The sequence below is a fragment of the Clostridium sp. AM27-28 genome, assembly GCF_003480955.1.
Taxonomy (GTDB): Bacteria; Bacillota; Clostridia; order Lachnospirales; family Lachnospiraceae; genus Otoolea; species Otoolea fessa.
In genome coordinates this window covers 32671-49840 of the sequence record NZ_QUJT01000015.1, presented here as the reverse complement: position 1 = coordinate 49840, position 17170 = coordinate 32671, and the positions used below count along the sequence as shown (strand labels likewise).

Sequence of the window (17170 nt, the reverse complement as noted above, 5' to 3'; positions counted from 1 at the left end):
ACGTTGCATTATTTTTTAGGAATTGATGTTGGTACATATTCAAGTAAAGGAGTTCTAACAGATGAGTCTGGAAAGGTGGTAAGTCGGGCAGTTACTCATCACGGAATGGAAAATCCAGAACCTGGTTATTATGAGCAGGACGCGGATAAGGTATGGTGGAATGATTTTTGCATTTTGTCAAAAATTCTCTTAAAGCAGAGTGGTGTAGAACCGGAAAAAATTGCTTGTGTAGGGGGAAGCACATTGGGAGCAGATTGCCTTCCGGTTGATAAGGACGGCCATCCTTTACGAAAAGCAATTTTATATGGTATTGATGCACGTTGCGTGGAAGAGATGGAGTACCTCTCACAGTATTATGGCACAGAAAAAGTAAAAAAACTATTTGGACGTCCAATTTGCAGTGGAGATGTATCTGCTAAAATTTTATGGATAAAAAATCATGAACCAGAGGTATATAGACGCACACACAAGTTTTTGACAGGTTCTTCTTATCTAACATTTAAACTAACTGGAAAATATGTAATAGATACATTTTTGGGGATGGCTTCATTTCGTCCGCTGTATTATCCGGATGGGGGCATCCATAAAGAAATGTGTAAACCGATTTGTATGCCGGAGCAGTTGGCAGAAGGAATGCCGGTTACCCATATTTGTGGAACGGTAACAAAGCAGGCAGCTAAGGAGACAGGACTCAAAGAAGGAACGCCAGTTATTACTGGAACTGGAGATTCAGCAGCTGAGGCAATCAGTGTAGGAGTACTTGCACCAGGCGATCTGATGGTACAGTTTGGATCGTCCTTATTTTTCTATTGTTGTGCAGATCGGCTGATTCAGGATGAGCGAGTGCGCGGAAATCCATTTTTAATTCCAGAAACTTATAGTGTAGCAGCAGGAACTAATAATGGAGGCACACTTCAAAAATGGTATTTGGAACAGTTATTTTCTGAATGCTTGGAAAAGGAAAAAACAGCAGGATTGAATGCATATGAAGAAATGATGAAAGGAATTTCTGAGATTGCACCCGGATCGGATGGTTTGATAACTTTACCCTACTTTGCGGGAGAAAGGACACCGCTGAATGATCCAGACGCAAGAGGAATGATTGTGGGACTTTCATTGAGCCATACAAAAAGACATTTGTATCGCTCGGCACTGGAAGGAATTGGGTATTCAGTTGCACAGCATATTGACATATTCCGTGAAAATGGTTTGCCTGTAAACCGGATTGCAGCGGCGGGGGGAGGAACGAAAAACGCAGTTTGGATGCAGATGGTGGCGGATATAGCAGGGGTATCGTTGGAAACACCAAAGGAAGACATAGGGGCAGCTTATGGAGATGCACTGATGGCAGCGATTGGAGTCGGATTCTACCAAGGTTTTTCAGATTTGCGCCAAGTAATCCAAAAGAAATGTATTTATAAGCCGGATTTAGAGAGGCATGAGTTATACAAGCCATTTAGAAAGCTATTTGATGAATTATATAGGTGTAATCAGGAAATATTACATAGTTTATCTAAGCATAACAAGTAAATAAAAGATATGGAAAGGCTTTTTGACTGTAATCATTGATATTACAATTGAAAAGCTTTTTCATTTATAGGTTCCCGATAATGTGTAAAAATGAAATTCAATCAACCGGGCAGAATATATGTTCGAAATTCCGCACTTTCCTTGCAATGAAAACTGTGCTATGGTATACTGAAAAGAAGATTTGGAGGCATTTTGAAGCGTTCTTTTTTTGTTTGAACCAGATCTTGAACCAGTGAGAAAAGAAAGGAATTTACCGTGATTTCGTATGTAAAAGGCATCCTGGCGGAGAAAGCAAAGGACCGTATCGTGGTCGAGTCCGGCATGATGGGGATCGGGATTTTTGTCCCGATGTCGGTGCTGGAAGTTTTACCGCCGCTCGGGGAAGAGGTAAAGATATATACGCACCTGCAGGTGCGGGAGGATGATATGAGCCTGTACGGCTTTTTAAGCCGTTCGGATCTGGAGATGTTCCGCCAGCTTCTGGGGGTCAACGGCATTGGTCCGAAGGGGGCACTTGGCATCTTGTCGGCGCTGCGTCCGGAGGATCTGCGTCTTGCGGTTATGACTGGGGATGCGAAGGCGATCTCCCGTGCACCGGGCGTTGGGGCAAAGACGGCACAGCGGATCATTCTCGATTTGAAGGATAAAGTACAGGCAGAGGATCTGCTGACACCGCTGTTAGATGGCAGTGCGGCGGTTTCGCCGGCTACGGGAAACGGGCTTTCAGGCAATGCGGCGAAGGAAGCCGTGGAGGCGCTGGTGGCGCTGGGATATACGAATGCCGAGGCGGTGAAGGCGGTCAAGAGCGCCAATGTGACGGAAGAGATGGATTCCGAGGCGGTATTGAAGGCATCGCTGAAATATCTGGCGTTTTTGTAAAACAACCTATGTGTCGGACATTCGAAATTGCAGGATCATAAAAAATAGTGGTGCTTGTGCGTCAGATGAAAATTTGGAATGTGTGGCAGATATGAGAAAATGGAACTGTCATGGCTTAATTGAATGAGAGAGAAAAACAGGAAAGACAGGAAACAAGTATGAGCAGAAGGACGATTACAACCGAGGTGACGGAGGAGGATAAGCGGATTGAGGGAAGTCTCCGCCCGCAGACCTTAGACGAATATATCGGTCAGGAGCGGATCAAATCGACGTTAAAGGTATTTATCCATGCGGCGAAATCCCGCGGCGAGGCGCTTGACCATGTTCTTTTCTATGGACCGCCGGGATTGGGAAAGACGACACTCAGCGGCATTATCGCCAATGAGATGGGAACCCGTATGAAGGTTACTTCCGGTCCGGCAATCGAGAAACCAGGGGAGATTGCGGCGATTCTCAACGGGCTCCAGGAGGGAGACGTCCTCTTTGTGGATGAGATTCACCGCTTAAACCGCCAGGTGGAAGAGGTGCTTTATCCGGCGATGGAGGACTATGCGATCGATATCATGTTGGGAAAAGATTCGACGGCGCGCTCGATTCGTCTGGATCTGCCGAAATTTACGCTGGTAGGCGCGACGACACGCGCGGGGCTTCTGACGGCGCCGCTGCGCGACCGCTTCGGCATCGTGCAGAAGATGGATTTTTATACGCCTGAAGAGCTGCAGACGATTGTCCTGCGGACGGCGGGAGTTCTGAATGTGGAGATTGATAAGACGGGCGCCTATGAGATTGCGAGACGTTCGAGAGGAACACCGCGTCTGGCAAACCGCCTGTTAAAACGTGTGAGGGACTTTGCACAGGTCAAGTACAACGGCGTGATTACGAAAGAAGTCGCGGATTTTGCACTGGATATCCTTGATGTGGACAAGCTGGGACTTGACAACAACGACCGTACGATCTTACATATGATTATCGACAAGTTTTCCGGCGGTCCGGTCGGACTGGAGACGCTGGCGGCAGCGCTGGGCGAGGATGCTGGGACACTGGAAGATGTGTATGAACCGTATCTTCTGATGAACGGTCTGCTCAACCGGACTCCGCGTGGGCGGATGGCGACCGAAGCAGCGTATCGGCATCTCGGGTATGCCTGGAATCAAGCAAAAAACGGTATTTCTGAGATTTGATATTTGATTGATTTGAAGGTGGTATTTCTGTGTGGGTGACGTGACAACGTCGAACCATATTTATTATAGATAGAAAGAAGAGAATGCGATGGCAAAACAGTATATAGATGTATTAATTGATGGAAAAGTGTATAGCCTGGGCGGCAGTGAGACGGAAGGATATGTACAGCAGATTGCCACGTATCTGAATGGGAAGATTTTCCAGCTCAAGGCGCAGCCGGGATTTTTAAAAATGCCGGAAGACTACCAGAGTATTATGACTTATCTGAATCTGGCGGATGATTATTTTAAAGAAAAAGAGAGTGCGAAGGCACTTGCATCTGACAAAGAGAGCATGGAAAAAGAGACATACCGTCTGAAACATGAGATGGTCAGCACCCAGATGAAACTCGAGAGTCTCCGCAATGAGCGCACCGTCAGCGAGGAAGAACTGGAGACGGCAAAGAAGGCGGCAAAAGAGGCAGCTGAGCAGGCGGAAGCTGCTAAAAATGAGGTACAGGTACAGATCGAGCGTGTGAAAAAAGAAGCGCAGGAGCAGATCGAGGCTGTGAAGAAAACAGCACAGGAACAGGTTGAGTCTGCAAGAAAAGAAGCGCAGGGGCAGATCGAGGCTGTGAAGAAAACAGCACAGGAACAGGTTGAGTCTGCAAGAAAAGAAGCGCAGGGGCAGATCGAGGCTGTGAAGAAAACAGCACAGGAACAGGTTGAGTCTGCAAGAAAAGAAGCGCAGGAGCAGATTGAACGTGCGAAGAGAGAGGTACAGGATCGCGTGGAATCCGCGGAAAAAGCAGCACAGGATCGCGCTGCCAGGGCGGAGCAGACAGCCCGGGAGCAGGCAGAAGCTGCAAAGAAAGAGGCATTGGAACAGATTGCGGATGCAAAGAAGGAAGCAAACGATTTCCGTGGAGAAGCAGAGGTTTGGAAACAGGAGGCAGAAGATCAGCGTCTGGCGGTCGAGTCATCCCAGAGTGAAATCGCTTCTTTGCAGGACAAGCTGGAGATTCTCAAACAACAGCTTGAAGAAGCAAGACAGGCGGCGACAGCTGTGCAGACGGAAAAATCGCAGCTGAAAGCACGTCTGATGCAGACGGAACAGGAAAAACAAAGTGTAAAAGAGCAGCTGAGCCAGCTGGAGCAGGAAAAACAGACGATAAAGAAAGATCTGGAAGAGAGCCTCCAGGAGGCAGGGGCAGCACGTGAGGAACTGGCAGCTGTCCGTCAGGCACAGGTGGAGGCATATATGAAGCGGAAGCCATTTCCCAAGAGACAGGGAACGGTGGAACTGAAAGATGCAATTCTGCGGTTATAATGGGTGAAATGATATGAAAAAAAAGGTGGAAATTCTGGCACCGGCGGGTTCCTTCGATAGCATGAAAGCAGCGGTTGCTGCGGGGGCGGACGCAGTCTATATGGGCGGCAGCCGTTTCGGAGCCAGGGCATATGCGGAAAATCCGGATGAAATGGGAATGCTGGAAGCGATCAACTACGTGCATCTTCATGGGCGCCAGCTTTATATGACGGTCAATACGCTGGTAAAGGAAGACGAGATGGATGACTTATACGACTATCTGCTTCCGTATTACCAGGCGGGACTGGATGCCGTGATCGTGCAGGACATGGGGGTATTTTCTTATATCCGGGAGCATTTTCCAGATTTGCCGGTTCATGCGAGCACACAGATGACGATTACCGGACCGGAGGGCGCGGCGCTTATGACGAGAATGGGCGCGGTCCGCATCGTCACAGCGCGTGAACTTTCATTGGAAGAGATACGCCGCATTTATCAGGAGACGGGCGTGGAGATAGAGAGCTTTGTTCACGGGGCTCTCTGTTACTGTTATTCGGGACAATGCCTGTTCAGCAGCCTGATCGGCGGCAGAAGCGGCAACCGGGGACGATGCGCTCAGACCTGCCGGCTTCCGTTTGATGTCCTTCGGCGGCTGGATGAGAACAACCCGAATGAAAACAAAAAACAAAAGAAAGAAAATGGCGTGTTAAATCCGGGCGATTCCAAGTATGTGCTCAGTCTCAAGGATCTTTGTACGCTGGATATTTTGCCGGATATTCTGGAAGCAGGCGTTTATTCCTTGAAAATCGAGGGGCGCATGAAGAGTCCGCGCTATACGGCAGGCGTGGTGCGCCTGTACCGGAAATATGTAGATTTATATTTAAAGAATGGCAGAAGAGGTTACCGGGTTGACCCGAAAGACCGGAAGGAGCTGCTGGATCTGTTTGACCGCGGTGGTCAGACGTTAGGCTATTATACCGAGCACAATGGACGCGATATGGTGGTCTGCCATGAGAAACCGGCATTCCGCCAGGAAAACCGGGAACTTTACCAGTATCTGGACAAAACGTATGTGGAAGCAGAGGTGAAAGAACCGGTTCAGGGGGTTGCGCGTGTCTGTGAAGGCGAACCGCTGCAGCTGACGCTTCAATACGAAGATCCGCTGACGGGAGAAAGCCGGATGGCAGGCGGAATCGGAGCAGTTGTCCAGACGGCAGTGAAACAGCCGATGAGCAAGGAACGGATTGAGAAACAGCTCGGAAAAACGGGAAATACGCCGTATTATTTTGAAAATCTGGAAGTGGAGACAGGCGGCAGCCCCTTTGTGCCGGTGCAGGAGTTAAATGAACTCCGCCGCTCTGCGTTTGAGCAGCTGACCGAGGAGATACTGCGTCCATACCGCCGGGAGATACCGGAAAATAGGGCGTGCGGGACAGGAAAAGGGTGGCAAAATCCGGAAGAAAAGAATCTGGAAGAAAATAACCAGACAGGTTCGGAATCAGAAAAAACCAGCCCGGCTCAGGACGTTGAACTCACAGCAGGTTTACCTGTACAGAGCCAGAAAATGCTGTTTGAGAATAAAAAAGGGAATAAAACAGCTCTGTACCACATCCATGTTTCGGTCGAACACCCGGCACAGTTAAAAGTGGCGTTATCCGTACCGGAAGTCGGTGCGATCTATCTGGATAGTGCTGAATTTGGCGCCGAACAGTGGAACGAATGGGTATCGCGCTGCCATGAGGCAGACAAGCAGTGCCTTTTGGTAATGCCGCATATTTTCCGCGATCGGGCAAAGGAATATTTTGAAACACATCGTTCCAGGCTGGAATCGGCGGGATTTGACGGTCTTGTCATCCGGGCATGGGAAGAGCTGGAACTGGTGCGCGAGTGGAAGATTTCCATCCCGCTTGTGATGGATTATGGTATTTATACGATGAATCACCGGGCGGAGGATTTTGTGCGGGAGATGGCGCCGGAGCTTTCAATGCGTTTTACCCTTCCGGTCGAGCTCAACAGCCGGGAGTTGGAGGCGCGCGACAGCCGGGAACGGGAACTTCTCGTATATGGTTCGATCCCGGTCATGGTAACCGCCCAGTGCATCCGGAAAACAGTGGAAGGATGCAGTAAATGTCCGGAATATCTGTATCTGCGGGATCGCAAAAAGAAGGTATTTCCGGTAAGGAACCAGTGCCGTTTCTGCTGCAATACGATCTACAATTCCAGCCCCCTGTCGCTTTTGAAGGATAAAAAGCAGATAGACCGCCTGCAGCCGGAGGTGCTGCGTCTGGCATTTACGTCGGAGAGTGCGGCACAGACCGGGGAACTGCTGGATGCCTACGTGAAGACCTTCCTCCATCAGGAACCGGTGGAGCTGGAGGGCGAATTTACAAGAGGTCATTTTAAGAGGGGCGTAGAGTAGCGTGTGTACCGGGAATCTTCCGGGTACACATGAAAAGGAGGATCACCATGATAAATCTTGTGACAACGATGTCCAGGTATCTGATGATATTGCTGATACTGATTTATACATATTATAATTTCCGCTTTTTTTCACTGCCGGATGACGAGTCGAAACTCCGGCTCTGTCGTCTGCAGAATGTACCGCTGTTTTTGATATTTCTTCTGTCGGGTACGATCATTTATCTACAAACCGAGGATGAGGCAGTTGTGCTGTTTTTCGGCGCGCAGCTTGTCTTTTTTGTCCTGTACCAGCTCTTATACCGGCTGTTTTACCGGAATGCGTCGAGACTGTTGCTGAACAACACGTGTATGCTTCTGTGCACCAGTTTTATCATGCTGACGCGCATCTCGATGGACAAGGCGGTCCGCCAGTTTATCATCATGGCAGTTGCGGCGGTTATCACAATGATTATACCATATGTGATAGATAGAACCTGGCAGCTCGCTAAGATACCGTGGGTGTACGGCCTGATAGGTCTGGCGCTGCTGCTGGTTGTCTGTGTGATCGGCAATACCAGCTTCGGCGCGCAGCTTTCGATCAGTATCGGCGGGTTTTCGTTCCAGCCGTCCGAGTTTGTTAAGATCAGCTTTGTATTCTTCGTGGCGACGATGTTTTACCGCTCAACGGAGTTTAAAAATGTGGCGATCACGACCGGCGTGGCGGCGGCGCACGTGTTGATTCTGGTGTTATCCAAGGATCTGGGAAGTGCGCTGATTTTTTTCCTCGCCTATGTCCTGATGCTGTTTATTGCAACCTCCAACTGGCTGTATCTGGCAGGCGGTCTTGGAAGCGGCTGTGCGGCTGCGATGCTGGCGTATAAGCTGTTTTCGCATGTGCGTGTCCGCGTGGAAGCATGGCAGGATCCGTGGAGTGACATCGCAGGAAAAGGATATCAGGTTACGCAGGCGCTCTTTGCGATCGGCACAGGCGGCTGGTTTGGCATGGGACTTTACCAGGGGATGCCGAAGAAGATACCGGTTGTCGAGAAGGACTTCATTTTTGCGGCGATCTCGGAGGAGTTGGGCGGCATCTATGCGCTCTGTATTCTCCTGATCTGTCTGGGCTGCTTCATGCAGTTCATGCTGATTGCGACCCGGATGCAGGCATTATTTTACAAGCTGATCGCGTTTGGTCTGGGAATTGAGTATGTGGTGCAGGTGTTCCTGACGATCGGCGGCGTGACCAAGTTTATCCCGTCCACCGGTGTGACGCTGCCACTTGTCAGCTACGGAGGCAGTTCGATTCTCAGCACATTTATCCTGTTTGGCGTGATACAGGGACTATATGTCCTGAAACGGAATGAGGAAGAAGAGGAGGAGCAGCAGTTTGATGAGGCAGAAGGATGAAATGGAAAGAACTGAAAATGCGAGAGCGCGTTCAAACCGTCATATTCTGTGGCTGACCTATGGGATTGCGGCGCTCTTTATCGCGATGGCCGTTTATTTTGGCTGGTTTATCCAGTTTAAGAGTGAAAATGTGATCGGCAGCTCTTATAATGCGAGACTCGATCTCCTCTCAGACCGGGTGACCCGCGGTTCGATTATGAGCAATGATAAAACGGTGCTGGCGCAGACGAACGTTGCAAGTGACGGAAGCGAGAAACGCTATTATCCGTATGATTATCTGTTTGTCCATTCGGTCGGATATTCTGGCAAAAATGGAAAAACAGGTCTGGAGTCGCTGGCGAATTTCTACCTGCTTTCCTCCCATGTGAATCTGATTGAGAAAACGATCAATGAATTTCAGGGGAAGAAAAATCTGGGCGACAATGTGATTACGACGCTCGATGTGGATCTGCAGCAGACGGCATCCGACGCGATCGGAAAACACCGGGGTGCGGTGATCGTCATGGAACCGGATACGGGAAAGATTTTAACGATGGTTTCCCAGCCGAATTTCAATGCGAATCTCGTCGATGAGCGCTGGGCAGAGTTGATATCGCCGGACAATACGAAGGCGCAGTTAGTCAACCGCGCGACGCAGGGCTTATATCCGCCGGGATCGACGTTCAAGATGCTGACGGTGCTGGAATATATGAAAGAGAACCCGAATACCTGGCAGGACTATGTGTATAATTGTAATGGCTCTTACCAGAATGGCGATTATACGATTAAATGTTACCACGGGACGGCACACGGGGCGCAGAACCTGATTCAGGCATTTGCCAATTCCTGCAACGGTGCGTTTGCGGAGATTGGAATGCAGATTAATTCAGAAAAATTCCGGGCGCTGGCAAATCAGATGCTCTTTAATTCGGAGCTTCCGTACACACTTCCGTACAACCAGAGCACATTTTCGCTCGACGGCAGTTCGGATGACTGGGAAAAGCTTCAGACCGCGATCGGACAGGGAAAAACCCAGATTACGCCGCTGCATAACCTGATGATTGTATCGGCGATCGCCAACGGCGGCACGCTGATGAAGCCATATATGATCGATCATGTTGAAAATGTGGGTGGTCAGACGGTCAAGAAGTTCCTTCCGTCCGCCTATGGAACCCTGATGTCTGCGAATGACGCACAGTTTCTGACGCATCTCATGAGCCAGGTGGTCGAGATTGGTACGGGTTCCGCGATGCGGGGGACATCCTATACGGTGGCCGGAAAAACCGGTTCCGCCGAGTTTGAGACAGGTAAGGAGACACATTCCTGGTTTGTCGGTTTCGCTCCGGCAGACAAGCCGAAGGTGGCGATCTGCGTGCTGGCAGAAGAGTCCGGTTCCGGCGGTGCGGTCGCTGCGCCGATCGCAAGACAGGTGCTGGATCGGTATTTTGCGAAATATGGGCAGTAGGACAAAAGAAAAGGGCAGGAAAGCGATTTGAAGCTTTTCCTGCCCTTTTTGTCTCAAATATGCATAGTCACATTTTATTTACACAACCGTTCCAGATCCCCATAGAATCCCGGATAGGAGATGTTCACGCAGTCTGCATCCAGAATTTCGGTCTCGCCGGAAGCGCCGAGTGCGGCAACGGCGAAGGTCATGGCGATGCGGTGATCCTTCTTGCTGTCGATCACAGCACCGTGCAGCGGCTTGCCGCCGTGGATGATCATGCCATCCTCGGTCTCGGTCACATCCGCGCCCATAGCAGTTAAATTCTCTACCATGACAGCAATGCGGTTTGACTCTTTTATCTTCAGTTCCGCGGCATCGCGTATGACGGTGGTTCCCTCGGCATAGCACGCCATCGCAGCGATCACCGGAAGCTCGTCGATGAGAGTCGGGATGATCGCACCCTCGATCGCGGTTCCAGTCAGCTTACCGGAGCGGACGAGCAGGTCGGCGGTCGGTTCGCCGGAGGCGGTGTTTACATTGAGAAGTTCGACGTCCGCGTTCATCGCCTTGCAGACGCGCAGGATGCCGTCGCGGGTCGGGTTGATACCGACATTTTTAATTAAGATTTCTGAATCCGGTACGATGAGTCCGGCTGCGATAAAAAAGGCAGCGGAGGAGATATCGCCCGGAACCAGAATTTTCTGTCCATAGAGCTGTTTTGCCGGCTGTAAAATCGCGGTGGTTCCTTCTGTGTGGATGTCTGCGCCGAATGCGGACAGCATCCGTTCACTGTGATCGCGGGAAATGTACGGTTCGGTCACACGGGTTTCTCCGTCGGCATACAGACCTGCCAGCAGAATCGAGGATTTGACCTGGGCGGAGGCAACCGGAGAATTATAATGGATGCCGTGCAGCGGTGAGCCGGTGATATGGAGCGGCGCGCAGCCATTTCCATTGACACTCTCGATCTTTGCGCCCATCTGGGAGAGAGGATCGATGATGCGCTTCATCGGACGTTTCTGGATGGAAGCGTCGCCGGTCAGTGTTGTGTCAAATTTCTGGGCCGAGAGAATGCCGGAGATCAGGCGCGTTGTGGTTCCGCTGTTGCCGCAGTCTAAAACGGAGTCTGGGGCAGTCAGCCCGTGCAGCCCACGTCCGTGGACGAGAACGGTCTCGCCCTGATTTTCGATCGAGATTCCCATTTTGGAAAAACAGGAGATCGTGGAGAGACAGTCTGCGCCCTGCAGGAAGCCGTGGATTTCGGTCAGTCCGTCCGCAAGAGCGCCGAACATGACGCTGCGGTGGGAGATGGACTTGTCTCCCGGAACGGTCAGTTCGCCCCGGAGAGAAGATGTATGGGTAAATTTCATTGAGTTCATAGTTGTACCTGCCTAAACATTAATGTTGAAAGTTAAGTTTGAAACATACATTGCAGTCTACGCGAACAGCGTGTAATTGTATTTCTTCAAACGCGCCCACGCCGCTTCCATCGAAGCCTTGTCGTAGAAGCTGATCCGCAGCGCGCCCTCGCCATGCTCACGGTTGTGGCTGATGCCGATATTTTTGATACTGATTCCTTTACCGGAGAGGATCGAGGAAATGATGGAGATAGCACCTGGCTCGTCCACCACGTCGGCGGAGAAGGTGTATTCCGGCTGTATCGATCCTTTTGGAGTTTCTGCAAACGAATTCCGGTAGTCGCGGGAGGACTCAAACAGCTGGTAGATGGCTCTAGACTGGTGGTCGGACAGTTCTTCCCGCAATGTCGTCAGGGAATCAATGTAGCGATCCAGCACCTCAGTGATATTGCCTGTGTTCGTCATGCAGATCTGTTCCCACATGACCGGAGAAGAGGAGGCAATACGGGTGATATCCTTGAAACCTCCGGCAGCCAGCCGTTTCATCATCTGATCTTCGCTGTCGCAGTCGTGTACCAGGTTGACCAGGCTGGAGGCGATGAGGTGCGGCAGATGGCTGATCGCCGCGACAATGAAATCATGACGATGGTAATCCAGCACCAGGGGCAACGCACCGATCGCCTTTGCCACATCCACCATACGGTCAGTGTGGGAAGCTGGGGTGTGCGGTGTCGGGGTAATGATATAGTATGCATTTTCCAGCAAATGGTCGGTTGAACTCTCGTAGCCGGTCTTTTCCGAGCCAGCCATCGGGTGTCCGCCGACGAAGCAGCTTTCCATGCCAAGCGCGGCAACGGTCTCATGAATGCTGGTCTTGGTGCTTCCGACGTCAGTCACAACCGTGCCTTCCTTTAAGAACGGCCGGATCTGGCGCAGATAGGATTCATTAAATTCAACCGGTGTGCACAGGAAAATGATGTCGCACTCGCTTAAATGCTCGTCCACGCCGTCCAGAATCAGGTCAACAATGCCGTCTGCATGTGCCTGTTCCAATTTTTCGCGGGTCCGCATATAAGCCATGATCTGAATATCCGGGGCGCTGCGTTTCAAACCTCTGGCGATAGAGCCGCCGATCAGACCGAGTCCGATGAAACCGGCGGTAAGATGATTAATCGGTGTATTCATAGCAATTACGCTCTCTTTCATAAGTAGTATAGTAAAAAAATGAAACTAGAAATTATTGTAGAATAGAACAAGTCACTTGTCAACGATTTTACGCGTTGAAGTGAAAAAGAAAATTTTTTACATCTGTTTATTACTAAATTTGCGAAAATGCGATTGATTTCACCGCCTTTGAACAGGGAAATTGTCGCATTTTCAATGCTTTTCAAAATAAAACGAATAAATTTTGTATAAAGGTGTTGTTTTACTTGAAATTTTCTCTATTTTCTTGTACAATATGAACAGAGGTTAAAATACAAGAAGAAAACATCAAAATAAATAGACGGGAGGACTTAACTATGAACGTGTATGGGACAAAACAAATCCGCAATGTAGTGTTACTGGGGCACGGCGGTGCCGGCAAGACAACGGTAGCAGAGGCGCTGGCACTGGTAACAGGTACTACCAAGAGAATGGGAAAAGTTCCGGAAGGAACCACCATCAGCGATTATGATAAAGAAGAAATCAAGAGACAGTTCTCTATCTCCACCACGCTGATTCCGTTGGAGTATCAGGGAGAAGATGGACCGATCAAGATTAACCTGTTAGATACCCCTGGCTATTTTGATTTTGTGGGAGAAGTAGAGGAAGCTATCAGTGTAGCAGATGCAGCAATCATCGTTGTAAACTGCAAGGCTGGCATCGAAGTCGGAACCGAGAAGGCATGGGAACTCTGTGAAGAGTACAACCTGCCGCGCCTGTTCTTCGTTACCAACATGGATGACGATCAGGCAAGCTTCCGTGAGCTGATCTTAAAACTGGAGAAGCAGTTTGGCCGTAAGATCGCGCCGTTCCAGGTGCCGATCCGTGAAAATGAAAAATTTGTCGGCTTTGTCAATGCGGTAAAGATGGAAGGCCGCCGTTTCACCCATTTAAGCGAATATGAGAAATGCGAGATTCCGGAGTACACCAAGAAGAACCTCGGCATCATCCGTGATGCGCTGATCGAGGCAGTGGCAGAGACGAGTGAAGAATATATGGAGCGCTATTTCTCCGGTGAAGAATTTACACAGGAAGAGATCGCACAGGCGCTGCGTGAGCACGTAAGTGAGGGCAACATCGTTCCGGTTATGATGGGTTCCGGTGTCAATGCACAGGGCTTCGCATATTTGCTGCAGGCGATCGATAAATACTTCCCGTCACCGGACAAGTTCGAGTGTGTCGGTGTCGATGTATCGACCGCAGAGCGCTTTACCGCTAAATATAATGACGATGTATCCCTGTCGGCACGTGTTTTCAAGACTGTGGTTGACCCGTTCATCGGCAAATACTCCCTGATGAAGATTTGTACCGGTACCTTAAAACCAGATACCGTTATCTACAATGTAAACAAAGATGCTGAAGAGAAAGTTCAGAAAGTATATGTTCTCCGCGGCAAGGATGTCATCGAGGTTCCGGAATTAAAGGCGGGCGATATCGGCGCGGTTGCCAAATTAAACGTCACCCAGACCGGCGATACCATCGCAGTCCGCACGGCTCCGATTGTATACCACAAACCGAAGATTTCTACCCCGTATACCTACATGGCATACGCAGCTAAGACCAAAGGCGATGAGGACAAGATCTCCAGTGCACTGGCGAAGATGATGGACGAAGATCTGACACTCAGAAGCGTCAGCGATACCGAGAACCGTCAGACCTTACTTTACGGCATCGGCGAGCAGCAGCTCGAAGTTGTTGTCAGCAAGCTGCAGGCAAGATATAAAGTAGACATTGTGCTCAGCAAACCGAAATTTGCATTCCGCGAGACACTTCGCAAGAAAGTAGAAGCACAGGGCAAATATAAGAAACAGTCCGGTGGACATGGACAGTACGGCGATGTTAAGATGTCCTTCGAGCCGTCCGGCGATCTGGAGACACCATATGTATTTGAAGAGAAGGTATTTGGCGGTGCCGTTCCAAAGAACTACTTCCCGGCAGTTGAGAAAGGTATTCAGGAATGCGTACAGAAGGGTCCGTTGGCTGGATATCCGGTTGTCGGTGTGAAAGCAACCCTGTTAGATGGTTCCTATCATCCGGTTGACTCCTCCGAGATGGCATTCAAGATGGCAGCGACGCTGGCATTCAAGAAAGCGTTCATGGAAGCGAATCCAGTTCTCCTTGAGCCGATCGCATCTCTGAAAGTAACCGTTCCGGATAAATTCACCGGCGACGTTATGGGCGATCTGAACCGCAGAAGAGGTCGTGTTCTCGGTATGAACTCCAACCATCACGGCAAACAGATCATCGAGGCAGATATCCCGATGTCCGAGCTGTTTGGTTATAACACCGACCTTCGTTCCATGACCGGCGGTATCGGTGAATTCTCCTATGAGTTCAGCCGCTACGAGCAGGCTCCGGGCGATGTACAGAAGAGAGAAGTGGAGGCGAGAGCGGCAGAAGCTGAATAATGGCAGATGAAGTGCTTACCGTTTCGGTCAAAAATATGATATTCTTATATAAATAAGCAGAAAACCGCCGCAGGCGGCTGAGTGGATCGATACCGATTCATCAAGGCTGTCAGCGGCGGCTTTCTCTTTCTGGAAGACCTTTCGGATCGATATGGTTATAGGCTGTGCTTGAATTGAACAAAGCGCTGCGAATGTTATCGATGGGACAGGCGAGAAGTTAAGGCAGTGAATGCGGATGCCAAATTGCTACGAATTGCGTTCTTTTGCAATTTTCAAAAAGAAGGCTATAAATTGTAAGAAAATAGAAAAGACTACCCACCTGTAAAAAGGTATAATGTTGCAAAGAGAACAACTTATACAGACAGGTGGGTGGCCTTTTTATGATAGAGAAAAATGAGAAAAGCGGGGAACTCATGGAAGTAAAAGAACAGGCAAAAACAGTTCGGAAACACCCGGAGCGGATGATCGTGCGTATCTGGCTGGTGCTGGCGCTTATTTGTCTGCTGGCGGGTCTGATCGCCCAGTATACGTTCCGGCTGAAAGAACCGCTGTTTCTGCACTACAGCCAGTCGGCTTATCTGGGCTGTGGGCTGGACGGAGTAGAAACTTCGGAGGATGGAATCGTTTCATCTGTGTCAAGTGAGGCGCTTGAAGAAGAAAGTACCGATTCCGATGTGAAAGTTGGAGTTTTAGACGAAGGTGTGAAAGACCTGAATGCGGATATGGGATTGGAGAATACAGTGTCTTTGTATGCACTGGGGGAAGAAAGTGTGGATGAGACAGATGAAACTTCGGATGTATGGTATACACAGGTAAATTTTGCCTATCTGACGGATGTGACGGATGAGATCTGTGTGAGAGAAATTCGTTTTTCAGAGTTGCCTGAACTTCAAATGCAGGAAATGCGGGAGACAGTCCAGTCAGCGGGACAGTATGCGCTTCATCGCCTGGATGCTACGCTTTCGATTGAAGATCCGCAGCATAACGGGATCAGTCAGTGGAGAATCCTGACGCGGGCGCAGGTGCTCTATTCAGATGGAAACACAGCGGACGTAAAAATTGGTAATCTGGTACTGATTGCAAATCCAGAGGGCGGGAGCGCCCTGGAAAATCCAAGTTCCAGCGCCAATTCAGATGGAACGGCCACACAGGTTTACACCGTTCAGAAAGATGGAACCATCGAAGTAAAAGGCTGCATTGCGTCAGCCGGGGAGATGGAAAATTTTTCGATGACCTTAAATGGAGAGCCTATCCCAGCCCAAAAAGAAGGGGAAGAGCCGAAACGGCTGACAGTAAAAACGGGTGATGTCCTGACGTTCCAGAGCCATTGGATTGGCAAAGAGGACGACCAGTCGCCGCAGGTATTTCATTCAGGAGTTGCAGTGCTTTCATATATCGGCAAAGATGGCGGGGAGCAGGTTCTTTCATTTGAAAATGAATACAGGAAGAGAAGGGAGCTTCGCTTTATTGATGTGTGGAAATATCTGCTGAAAGAGGAGGCATTTAAGTGAAAACGGGAGATCATAAGATTTTAGCCGGTCTGATTCTTGCTTCGATTCATATTAATCTGTTCCATGTGATGCTGCTGCCGCCCTGCATCGGGTTCCTGATTTTATATATCGGGATTCTCCAGAAAGAGCGGCAGGCTGGATTTTTCCAGATGGATGTAAAAGAGATGAGAGTGTACCGGGCAGCAGGGGCGGCGCTTGTGCTGGTGACTGCTTTTTCTAGCTTCCTGTCCATGTTCTGGAGGCGGCCGGACGGAACCATCTGGTCGCTGATTCCGTGTATGCTGGAATATGTGGTGCTCTATGGACTGATGGAAAGCTACACCGCAGGTTCGCCCAGACATTCGTATCACTCCGAACTGTGCTGTGGATATGCTATGGTAATGGGAGCAGCACTGTGTGGGTACGCAGTCAGCCTGATTCTGCATATCGCGCTGTGGCAGCTCTTTGCGTCTATGATTATTCTGGTCTGCCGGTTTATGGTGGTTGTGGTTGTTATAGGGGCGAAGAAAGAGGCATAAAAAATAAAAAGCCGTAACCAGATATACCCGCCCATGGGATTAAACTCATGAGCGAAAGTAT

Annotated in this window: 12 protein-coding genes; 10 read left to right on the top strand and 2 right to left on the bottom strand. The window is 49.7% G+C overall.

The window, feature by feature from the left end:
- Positions 1–3: 3 nt before the first annotated feature.
- From DW720_RS14165 to DW720_RS14135, 7 genes are all read left to right on the top strand, one after another.
- The gene (locus DW720_RS14165) at positions 4–1530 is read left to right on the top strand and encodes an FGGY-family carbohydrate kinase (RefSeq protein WP_118743086.1); all 1527 of its coding nucleotides are present in this window, start codon (positions 4–6) and stop codon (positions 1528–1530) included.
- 255 nt (positions 1531–1785) lie between these two features.
- Positions 1786–2409 (top strand): Holliday junction branch migration protein RuvA, encoded by a 624-nt coding sequence (gene ruvA, locus DW720_RS14160; RefSeq protein WP_118743085.1) that lies wholly within the window; start codon positions 1786–1788, stop codon positions 2407–2409.
- Positions 2410–2567: 158 nt separating this feature from the next.
- Positions 2568–3590: a Holliday junction branch migration DNA helicase RuvB gene (gene ruvB / locus DW720_RS14155; protein WP_118743084.1), complete on the top strand. Its 1023-nt coding sequence runs from the start codon at positions 2568–2570 to the stop codon at positions 3588–3590.
- Between the two features lie 88 nt (positions 3591–3678).
- On the top strand, positions 3679–4899 hold the full coding sequence (locus DW720_RS15785; protein WP_182427986.1) for a cell division protein ZapA: 1221 nt from the start codon (positions 3679–3681) through the stop codon (positions 4897–4899).
- 13 nt (positions 4900–4912) lie between these two features.
- On the top strand, positions 4913–7297 hold the full coding sequence (locus tag DW720_RS14145; RefSeq protein WP_118743083.1) for a DUF3656 domain-containing protein: 2385 nt from the start codon (positions 4913–4915) through the stop codon (positions 7295–7297).
- Positions 7298–7344: 47 nt separating this feature from the next.
- A complete protein-coding gene (locus DW720_RS14140; RefSeq protein ID WP_117795001.1) occupies positions 7345–8685 on the top strand; it encodes an FtsW/RodA/SpoVE family cell cycle protein in 1341 nt (446 codons plus the stop codon).
- Complete coding sequence (locus tag DW720_RS14135; protein ID WP_118472422.1) at positions 8669–10129, top strand: penicillin-binding transpeptidase domain-containing protein; 1461 nt, start codon at positions 8669–8671, stop codon at positions 10127–10129. Before DW720_RS14140 ends, DW720_RS14135 begins: the two co-directional genes overlap by 17 nt.
- Positions 10130–10203: 74 nt before the next feature.
- Here the strand turns inward: DW720_RS14135 and aroA are convergent, their stop codons facing one another.
- Positions 10204–11481 (bottom strand): 3-phosphoshikimate 1-carboxyvinyltransferase, encoded by a 1278-nt coding sequence (gene aroA, locus DW720_RS14130; protein ID WP_118472496.1) that lies wholly within the window; start codon positions 11479–11481, stop codon positions 10204–10206.
- A 66-nt stretch (positions 11482–11547) separates the two neighbouring features.
- A complete protein-coding gene (locus DW720_RS14125) occupies positions 11548–12654 on the bottom strand; it encodes a prephenate dehydrogenase (protein ID WP_118685127.1) in 1107 nt (368 codons plus the stop codon).
- Positions 12655–12989: 335 nt separating this feature from the next.
- On the opposite strand from DW720_RS14125, the gene DW720_RS14120 reads away from it, so the two are divergent.
- The 3 genes from DW720_RS14120 to DW720_RS14110 all read left to right on the top strand — a co-directional run bounded on the left by DW720_RS14120 (position 12990) and on the right by DW720_RS14110 (position 17109).
- A complete protein-coding gene (locus DW720_RS14120) occupies positions 12990–15080 on the top strand; it encodes an elongation factor G (RefSeq protein WP_118467340.1) in 2091 nt (696 codons plus the stop codon).
- 380 nt (positions 15081–15460) lie between these two features.
- Positions 15461–16591 (top strand): hypothetical protein, encoded by a 1131-nt coding sequence (locus DW720_RS14115; RefSeq protein ID WP_118749763.1) that lies wholly within the window; start codon positions 15461–15463, stop codon positions 16589–16591.
- Positions 16588–17109: a hypothetical protein gene (locus tag DW720_RS14110; protein ID WP_117795011.1), complete on the top strand. Its 522-nt coding sequence runs from the start codon at positions 16588–16590 to the stop codon at positions 17107–17109. Before DW720_RS14115 ends, DW720_RS14110 begins: the two co-directional genes overlap by 4 nt.
- Positions 17110–17170 lie beyond the last annotated feature (61 nt).

Coding starts and splice junctions, on each gene's coding strand:
- ruvB (WP_118743084.1), top strand. CDS start 2,568: ATGAGCAGAAGGACGATTACAACCGAGGTGACGGAGGAGGATAAGCGG.
- DW720_RS15785 (WP_182427986.1), top strand. CDS start 3,679: ATGGCAAAACAGTATATAGATGTATTAATTGATGGAAAAGTGTATAGC.
- DW720_RS14145 (WP_118743083.1), top strand. CDS start 4,913: ATGAAAAAAAAGGTGGAAATTCTGGCACCGGCGGGTTCCTTCGATAGC.
- DW720_RS14140 (WP_117795001.1), top strand. CDS start 7,345: ATGATAAATCTTGTGACAACGATGTCCAGGTATCTGATGATATTGCTG.
- DW720_RS14135 (WP_118472422.1), top strand. CDS start 8,669: ATGAGGCAGAAGGATGAAATGGAAAGAACTGAAAATGCGAGAGCGCGT.
- aroA (WP_118472496.1), bottom strand. CDS start 11,481: ATGAAATTTACCCATACATCTTCTCTCCGGGGCGAACTGACCGTTCCG.
- DW720_RS14125 (WP_118685127.1), bottom strand. CDS start 12,654: ATGAATACACCGATTAATCATCTTACCGCCGGTTTCATCGGACTCGGT.
- DW720_RS14120 (WP_118467340.1), top strand. CDS start 12,990: ATGAACGTGTATGGGACAAAACAAATCCGCAATGTAGTGTTACTGGGG.
- DW720_RS14115 (WP_118749763.1), top strand. CDS start 15,461: ATGATAGAGAAAAATGAGAAAAGCGGGGAACTCATGGAAGTAAAAGAA.